General features: G+C 62.7%; 7 protein-coding genes. 1 reads left to right on the forward strand and 6 read right to left on the reverse strand.

The features are described 5' to 3' along the window. The 6 genes from ACREC7_RS14355 to ACREC7_RS14380 form a co-directional block, all read right to left on the reverse strand. Window positions 1–1,502: patatin-like phospholipase family protein (locus ACREC7_RS14355; protein WP_431556374.1), on the reverse strand; the 1,502-nt coding region annotated here is incomplete at its 3' end. Between the two features lie 92 nt (window positions 1,503–1,594). Next, window positions 1,595–2,887, reverse strand: coding sequence for an adenylosuccinate synthase (locus ACREC7_RS14360; protein ID WP_431556375.1), 1,293 nt, complete (start codon window positions 2,885–2,887; stop codon window positions 1,595–1,597). Window positions 2,888–3,070: 183 nt separating this feature from the next. Continuing rightward, window positions 3,071–4,993: a PQQ-dependent catabolism-associated beta-propeller protein gene (locus tag ACREC7_RS14365; RefSeq protein WP_431556376.1), complete on the reverse strand. Its 1,923-nt coding sequence runs from the start codon at window positions 4,991–4,993 to the stop codon at window positions 3,071–3,073. A gap of 113 nt (window positions 4,994–5,106) precedes the next feature. Continuing rightward, a complete protein-coding gene (locus ACREC7_RS14370) occupies window positions 5,107–5,745 on the reverse strand; it encodes an N-acetylmuramoyl-L-alanine amidase (protein WP_431556377.1) in 639 nt (212 codons plus the stop codon). Beyond that, window positions 5,720–7,075, reverse strand: a complete 1,356-nt coding sequence (locus ACREC7_RS14375) for a caspase family protein (RefSeq protein WP_431556378.1) — start codon at window positions 7,073–7,075, stop codon at window positions 5,720–5,722. The genes ACREC7_RS14370 and ACREC7_RS14375 overlap by 26 nt, the downstream gene beginning before the upstream one ends. 122 nt (window positions 7,076–7,197) lie before the next feature. Next, window positions 7,198–7,437, reverse strand: coding sequence for a hypothetical protein (locus ACREC7_RS14380; RefSeq protein ID WP_431556379.1), 240 nt, complete (start codon window positions 7,435–7,437; stop codon window positions 7,198–7,200). A gap of 171 nt (window positions 7,438–7,608) precedes the next feature. On the opposite strand from ACREC7_RS14380, the gene ACREC7_RS14385 reads away from it, so the two are divergent. Continuing rightward, window positions 7,609–8,085: a hypothetical protein gene (locus tag ACREC7_RS14385; protein ID WP_431556380.1), complete on the forward strand. Its 477-nt coding sequence runs from the start codon at window positions 7,609–7,611 to the stop codon at window positions 8,083–8,085. Window positions 8,086–8,144: the final 59 nt, after the last annotated feature.

Genomic DNA, 8,144 nt, shown 5'->3' on the forward strand with positions numbered 1-8,144 from the left:
ACATGCTTCGGCATGTTGAGATTGAGGCCACCTTCATCCTCCGAAAGCGCGACATGGGCGATGCGGTCGCGGTAGCCGGGCATGGCGGTCAGCTCCGTGTCCCCCCAGTTTCGGGCCGTGTCGAACAGGGCGCTGAAAAACCCGACGATACCTTCGAATTGGTTGAACCGCGCCGCAGGGCCGACGCCACCTGAGTTACTCGCCGGCATGTAGACGCGACTCCAGGATTCTCGCTCCGCCGGCGTCAAGCCGCTTGCCACCGGGGTTTTGACCGGCCGCCCATCGTCCATCTCGGCCATCGGCTTGACTGACGCAGGGACGAGATTGATGCCGAACGTCGGCCGCGACGGCAGCGGTGCATCAAAGAAATGAATGGGGAAGTTGCTCGTCAACCCGCCGTCCGAAAACCAGCAGCGCACCAGCTCAAACTTGCCGTTCTTGTTTTTCGTCGAGACGTCCGCCGCGTAGAGCGGCACGGCGCTGAGCAGGAACGGAAAGCTCAAGCTCATGCGTGCGCCAAGCAAAATTGGAAGGTTGGGGGCGTCCGGCAGAGGATAGTAGCCATCAGGCACTTCGATCCGATCCGGGTGCCGAACGACGGCGCGATTCTCGTACATTGCCTTCACGACGGATTCAGGAAACAGTCCGTCGAATTCCGCTTTCTTGAAGAAGAGCTGGCCCCAGCTTCCTTCGATAAACGGAAGGCGCTGGGAAATCCCCCGCGTGACGTTAGTGGTCATCAGCACGAGCTCGATGTCGCGCGGTTTTGTTTCGTCCTTGGTACCCCAAAGATCGCCGAAGGTCACCGGCTCATCGAGCGGACGATTGGCTACCTTTTGAAAGTACTCATTCAGCCAGTCAGTCAACGGAAGAACACCCTCCTCGTCGGGTTGCATGTTGCTCGAGCCCGAGCACATGCCGTAGCCGCGTTTCGGCAGTTCGTGCAGGATATCGCGTAGCCCGCCGCCAGCGGCCAGCAACAACACAAAGGCCGCCCCTGCGATGAGACCAAAGACAAGCAAGACCCAGAAGAGCAACCCGCCAAGCGTTGAGGTCTTTGCGAAGGCAAACAGCGGGACGAGAGCGATGGCGGCGCCGAGCAGCGCGAGCGGCCAATATTGCACGCATAGCGTTGCTGCGATCCGCGCGATCTTCTCAGGTTTCGACTCGCGCCCAAGCCCCGACATCAGAACCTTGAAGAGTCGGCTCGTCTCTGGCTGCGGCTGGAACAGCCGCTCAAGCTCCGTCTTGTTCTTTCGCTTGGTGCCGAGCCTTTCTGGCAGCCCCCTAATGTCGGATTGGAAGTGATCTTCCCCGTGCTTCCTCCCATACGCCGCAGCCGCCGTGGCGGTGGCGGCGATGGCTCCCGCCGACGTGCCGCCGATGCAGCGGAAATTGTATTTCTCGGCGAGTTTGGCGATGGCGCGTGGATAGACGATGCCGCTGGTGATGCCGCCGCGCATGACGAGATCGCATTCAAGCTTTTTGGATTCTGTGCTCATGACGGCCTCCCACAACCGGAACGGGCAAGCCTACATCATCGCAACAGCTTCTTGAATAGATTCAAAACGTTGAGGGACGCGAGGCGCCGGGCTCAATCCACGAACGGATCGTGCACCAGGATCGTATCCTCGCGCTTGGGGCTGGTTGAGAGCAGCGCCACCGGCGCCTCGATCAGCTCCTCAAGCCGCCGCACATATTTGATGCATTGCGCCGGAAGCTCGGCCCAGGAGCGGGCGCCACGGGTGGAACCTGCCCAGCCTTCCATGGTTTCGTAGATCGGCTCGACGCGGGCCTGGGCCGTTTGCGCCGCCGGCAGATAGTCGATCTCGCGGCCGTCGAGCCTGTAGCCGACGCAGATCTTGAGTTCGGGCAGCGTGTCGAGCACGTCGAGCTTGGTGAGCGCGATGCCGTTGATGCCGCTCACTTTGCGCGTCTGGCGCACCAGGCAGGCATCGAACCAGCCGCAGCGGCGCGGCCGCCCCGTCACCGTGCCGAACTCGACGCCGCGCTCGCCGATCAGCCTGCCGGTCTCGTCCTTGAGCTCGGTTGGGAACGGCCCCTCGCCCACCCGCGTGGTGTAGGCCTTGGTGATGCCGAGCACATAGTTGATGGCGCCAGGGCCGAGGCCAGAGCCGGTCGCCGCCTGCGCCGCCACGGTGTTGGACGAGGTGACGAAGGGGTAGGTGCCGTGATCGATGTCGAGCAGCGCCCCTTGCGCGCCTTCGAACAGGATGCGCTTGCCGGCGCGCCGCTCGCGGTCGAGCAGCGCCCACACCGTATCCACAAAGGGAAGCACCTTCGGCGCGATCGCCGTCAGCTCCGAGCACAACGCATCGGCGCCGATCTCAGGTTGGCCAAGCCCACGGCGAAGCGGATTGTGGTGGGCGAGGATGCGCTCGATCTTCGGCTTGAGGCTCGGCAGATCCTGCAGATCCATGACGCGGATGGCGCGCCGGCCGACCTTGTCTTCATAGGCAGGCCCGATGCCGCGTTTGGTGGTGCCGATCTTTCCGTCGCCGGCTTGCGCCTCGCGCAGCGAGTCGAGCTCGCGGTGCAGCGGCAGGATCAGCGTGGCATTCTCGGCGATGCGAAGATTGTCGCGGCTGATGCCGACACCGAGTTTTTCGATCTTGGCGATCTCGTCGGCAAGCGCCCAAGGATCGAGGACCACGCCGTTGCCGATCACCGAGAGCTTGCCCTTGCGCACCACGCCCGAGGGCAGCAGCGACAGCTTATAGGTGGTGCCGTCGACCACGAGCGTATGGCCGGCATTATGCCCGCCCTGGAAGCGCACAACGATATCGGCGCGCTCGGACAGCCAGTCGACGATCTTGCCCTTGCCTTCGTCGCCCCATTGGGAGCCGACGACCACGACATTGGCCACGGGTTAGGTCCTCTCAAATCCTGGATCGAGACGCACAAACGGCCCCGTCTGACGAGCGGGGCCGTGTTTGCTTATAGCGTGGTGGAAGAGCAGATGCCACCCAGAACCGGTGATGGCGCGCCGTAGCGTTGATCCATTTCGCTCGCCGTACACTCACTGTGCAAGCGGATCGCGCTCACGCACTCACGGGGTGGCCGCAACGCCCCAGGGCGCGCGACCGACGCGAACCGTTCCTGCCGGATCAAGCGTCGCGACATCGATGACCGTAACGCTGCCGCCAAGTTTGTTGGCCACAAAAAGCTTGGTGCCATCGTTGCTAATGTCGATCCGTTCAGGTCCTTTTCCCGCGGCTATATACTTCACAATGCCGTAAGATTTCGCGTCGACCACGGCCACGCGGTTTGCCGCTCCAAGGGCGACAAACGCCAGCGTCCCGTCTGCGGAGAAGCGCATGCCAGTCGGCTGGATCGTAGCCGGCGCGACGCCTGGGGGTGCAAATTCGATCTTCTTGGTAACCCGGTAGGACTGCGCGTCCACGACGGATACGCTGCCGCCCACCGAAGACGATACCCAGAAGCTTGTCCCATCCGGTGAGAACACGACCTCGCGTGGGCGCGAGTCGACAAGTACATTGGCAATGAGCTTGAGGGTCTCATTGTCAATGATATGTGCCATGCTCGTGGACATCGAAGTGGCGACCGTAATCCGAGAGTCTGGACTGACGGCCAAACCCTCCGGCTCGACGCCGACCGGCACTTCGGCGAGAACTTGGCCGGTCTGCTGATCGACGATCGTAACTAGGCTGTCGTCGCTATTGGTGACAATCAGACGATCCCTTTTGGGGTCGACGGCGATGAGCGTCGGATCGGCACCCGACTCAAGCTTGCGCGTGACCTTCAGTTGAGCGGTGTCAATCACAGCAACGACCCCACCCTCGAGAGCCACGAAAATCTCCTTGCCGTCGGGAAAGCTGGTAATACCCCGTGGCCCCTTTCCAACCGGAATGGTCTTGCGACTTTCCAGTGTAGCGGCGTCGATTGCAGTTACGGAATTGTCCTTCTCATTCGTCACGAACACCAAGCCCGGGCCCGGCATCTTCACGACCGGGTTTGCATTGGGCGTGGCGGGAACCGGTGCAAGATTCGCCTGTTGCCGAAGCGTCGCTAACTTCGCCTTCGCCAGCGAGGCGTAGAAGCTGTCGCCGAACTTGGCGATGAAGGCTTCGAGCACAGGGATGCTGTCGGTGTTCTGCGTGGCGTCCCACGCATCGCGTGCCGGGTCGGATGGTGCAGGCAAAGGAGATGGCGTGGGTGCGGCCGTGTTCGGCGACGGCGTTCCCCCCTCGCCGCGCAAATAATATTCGCCGATCATCGACAGCGAGAGCTCGGGCAGCTGCCGATGCTGCGTCGCCTCATACACGTCCGTGCTGATGCGCCGGAACACGCGGCCGATCTCCTCCTGCTCTTCGATATGCTTGAGGAAGGCCGCCGTGTAGGGGCTGTTGCGCCCGGTGCCGTCATCCGCTGTGCGCTGCGCCTGCGTCGAGAAGGCGACGATCATGCCCTGCGGCGTGTCGATCCTGGCGAGCCCCCGTTGAGCGCTCGCCGCACGGGTGAGCCCAATGGAGCGCTTCAGCTGATCGGCAAAGGGATTGTCGCGGCAGGCATCGAGCACCAGGATGCGTAGGTTCTTGGCCTGTTGCAAATCGGCGAGGATGTCATCGACCCGCGCCATGCGGCGGAGGTCCGCCTCGTCGCTGAGCTTGGCGTCGACCGGCATGAGATAGTTGACGCCGCCAAACTGCATGGCGTGTCCGCTGTAATAGAACAATGCCACGTCGGCCTCGCGTGCCGCGCGGGCGAAGGCGATGGCCGTATCCTGCATTTTCGCCTGATCGAGGTCGACGCCGACAATGGTGTCGAAGCCCTCACGCCTCAGCGCGGCGGCGACATCTTCGGCATCGTTACGCGGGTTCGGCAGCTGAGTTGCATTCGCATAGGCGCCGTTGCCGATCACCAGCGCCACGCGCTTCTCGGCAAGGGCCTCGGGCGTCCAAGCGAGGGCCACAAGAACGAGAGCGAGCAGAACCAGGATCGCGCGGCGCATCGCTCCCCTCCCCAGAAAGCCAAGCCAGAGGTCAACAACTATCGCGCGAAACCTTGCCCTCGCCAAGCTGAATGCGGGCTGAACGCGGCGCCGCCACGAGGGTCCTGGCACATTCAGCCTGGATGGGGGGACGCAGATCCGAGCCGCTCTCTCACGCGGGCGACGATCTCGGGCATGAGCGCCATCATGTTCTTGCCCGGACAAGCAGTTTGGGCGAATTGCTTGTGGGCTCCAATCTTGTCGACGTCGATGTGATACTTCGTTGCCAGGGAGGCAAGGAGGCCGACCAGTGCATCGATCTCAGCTTTCGTCGGTGTCTCCTTGTCGAAATTGCCCTCGACAACAATCGTGATATGGCCGGTTGGATCGTATTTGGTGTTCGTATCGCCGACGAACTCGACCGGCCGAGCCTCACCGACAGCGCCGTTCACGTCGATATAGTAGTGATACGGAATGTCCGGCCACGCCTTCTTGATCCTCCCATCGTCAAGGGGGGCATCCGTCTGCGAGAAGGCTTGGAGCGATTTCAGTTTGTTGGCAAGGCTTACCCGAGGCTTCGCCGCTGCTCCCGTGTGATGGATGGTAAGCCGGACCGGGGTCTGTTTCTTCATCGTCATGATCGGCGGCTTGGCGCCCCATTGCTCGCGCGTAACCACAACGGGAGAATCATCGGCGGCCAGCGCCGGCATGACCACGAGCATGGCGAAGAGAATGAGTCTGGCGCCGTCAGTAACCAGACTTGATATAGGCATCGCCGACGACCCCTCTAAGCGACGACAGTGTCTGTTCCGCCAGTGGCTTGCCGTACGGTCCGAGCACAACAGCGAACAAGCCTGCGGAAAGATTAGGATATTGGTTCGTGTCAACGATACGCGCGCGAACGCCCCTGCCGTTCAGATAGCTCAGACGCTGAGTGGCCTTGAATTTTTGCGACTTGGGCCACGAGCCGAGAATGATGAGCCAGTCGCCCCCGCCCGCCTTCGGGATGAAAACGGGATCAGGCTCGGAAGCTTGGGGTGTTGATTGGGGAGCTTGCAGGCGCGCTTGCTCCTGTTTCGCCTTCTCTTCCTTATGCTGGCGCTTGAGCTCGGTGAGGCGCGCGCGAGCGAGGTCGGCATGAAACGACGACGAAAACTTGGCGATGAAGGTCTCCAGCACCGCCTCGCTCTCGGTGTCCTTGACCGCGTTCCACGCCTCGGCGGCCGCATTGGAGGGCGGCGGCGGCGGCGGAATGACGGCTTGCGAGCCCGGCAGCGGCGGGGCTACCCGCGCCTCTAGTGCCGGCGGGCTTGCGGTAATGCCGCCGCATTTGGCCTCATCGAGGCAGATGCGCACCGCGCCGCCGCGGGTAAGGACCTCCGGCACCTGACCTCCTTGCGAGATTTGCTGCACATCGCCGGCCGCGGCTTCAAGTAAGTCGCGCAGATAGCTCGCTGGCTCGGTTGAGAAACGCGTCAACAGAGCCGTGGCAAACGGCGAGTGTTGGCCGGGAGCCCCGTCGGCGGCGAGTTGGCCTGCCAGCGTCGCATTGGCGATCAGAAGCGAGCGACCTTGCGACGTGATGCGCTCGAATCCGCGAAAGCCGCTGCCGCCGCCAAGGCTTCGCTTTGGACATTGCGGGAAGGGATCGTTGCGGCAGGCGTCGAGCAGGACGACCTGCTGCGGCGCGCCGGAGACCGCCGAGAACAGCTGTTCGAGATCGAGGGCGCGCTTCGGGGTCTTTTTCTCGCAGTCGATCTCCATGTCTTTGGGCGCGAGCACATTCCTGCCGGCCATCTCCATGCCGTGCCCGGCGTAATAGACGAGTGCCACCGATGCTTGGTCGGCAACCGAGCCGAACTCCTCTAGCGCATCGAGCAATTCCGCTCTGGGGAGGTCGTAATATTCAGTGACCTCGAAGCCATGGGATTTGAGCGCGGCGGCGATGGCCTTGGCGTCGGGAACCGGATTGTTCAGCTTGGAAAGCGTCGCATAGTCACCAATGCCGATGACGAGCGCCACGCGCTTCTCGGCAAAGGCCGAAGGCGCGCAAGCGAGAGTCGCCAAAGCGAGAGCAATCAGAATCAGGATCGCGCGGCGCACCGCTCACCTCCCCAGCAAGCCAGGCGGACAACAACTATCGCGCGAAACCTTGCCGGCGCCAAGCTGCATGCTGGCTCAACGTGAGCGTGGGAAGCGCCGCGAGCTCCCGCCTCAAGCGGTGACTAGCGCCCGCCCTGAGGCTTGGTGAGGGCCGGATCGTTCTGGAAGCAGAAGGTCTTGCCGCCGACCGTCTTCTTGATCGGACAGTCAGCAGAGTCGCCAGTCTTGCCCTCACTGTTGGTGCTCTCGGTAGCAGCCGAAAAGCCGCTTGGCCCCTTCGCCGGTTCCTCCGCCGCGGCAAGTGTCGAGGCGCCGAAGCCAAGCACCATGGCGACCGTCAGTAACCAGGCCATCCTCTGCATGGGCTGCACTCCTTACCGTCTCTCGTGGTGAGTTCATCATTTGAGGCGAGCGTTCGCAACCCCCGCCACGATTGATCCAATTGTTGCCGGTTTTGATCTCACTCGCGCCGGATTGGCCCGGCATGTCTCGGACCACGCGAAACTGAACTCCCCAAAAATAGGAGCAAAGACATGCGAGTAATTTTTCTCGCCGCGAGCATATTGTGTCTCATGGGAATGACCGCATCGGCGCAGCCGTCGAAGATGAATCCGAATCCCGACGCGACCGGCGTCGAGGGACTGACCGGAGCCATGCGCGATGTGGGGTCGCCCTGGCTCGATCATGCCATGAACGACGTCGGCACCAATCCGACGGGCTGGAAGCGGCAATGGTGCGCCAAATCGGTGAACCTCTGGCTGCAGCGGAGCGGCAAGAAAGGCTGCGGCGGCGACACCGCCATTTCCTGCCTCAGCGCCGGGCGCAAATTGGCTGGGCCGACCATCGGCGCGCTGGCGGTGATGAAGCATCACGTCGGCATCGTGAAGGAAGTGCACGGGAGCCAGGTCACGCTCGTCTCCGGCAACCACTCCGGACGGTCGGGCGCCCGCAGCGTCGGCGTCGGCAAATATGCGCGCGGGCGCGTCGTCGCCTATGTCTGGCCGGAGTAACTGAAACTCGAAAGCACGAGGCGCATCCCCTCCCCCCTTTGAGGGGGAGGGTTAGGGAG

Source organism: Methyloceanibacter sp. (genome assembly GCF_050728395.1).
Classification (GTDB): domain Bacteria; phylum Pseudomonadota; class Alphaproteobacteria; order Rhizobiales; family Methyloligellaceae; genus Methyloceanibacter.

Bases quoted from the DNA above. Each gene is read 5' to 3' on its own strand.
- ACREC7_RS14365 (WP_431556376.1), bottom strand. From the start codon at position 4,993: ATGCGCCGCGCGATCCTGGTTCTGCTCGCTCTCGTTCTTGTGGCCCTC.
- ACREC7_RS14370 (WP_431556377.1), bottom strand. From the start codon at position 5,745: ATGCCTATATCAAGTCTGGTTACTGACGGCGCCAGACTCATTCTCTTC.
- ACREC7_RS14380 (WP_431556379.1), bottom strand. From the start codon at position 7,437: ATGCAGAGGATGGCCTGGTTACTGACGGTCGCCATGGTGCTTGGCTTC.
- ACREC7_RS14385 (WP_431556380.1), top strand. From the start codon at position 7,609: ATGCGAGTAATTTTTCTCGCCGCGAGCATATTGTGTCTCATGGGAATG.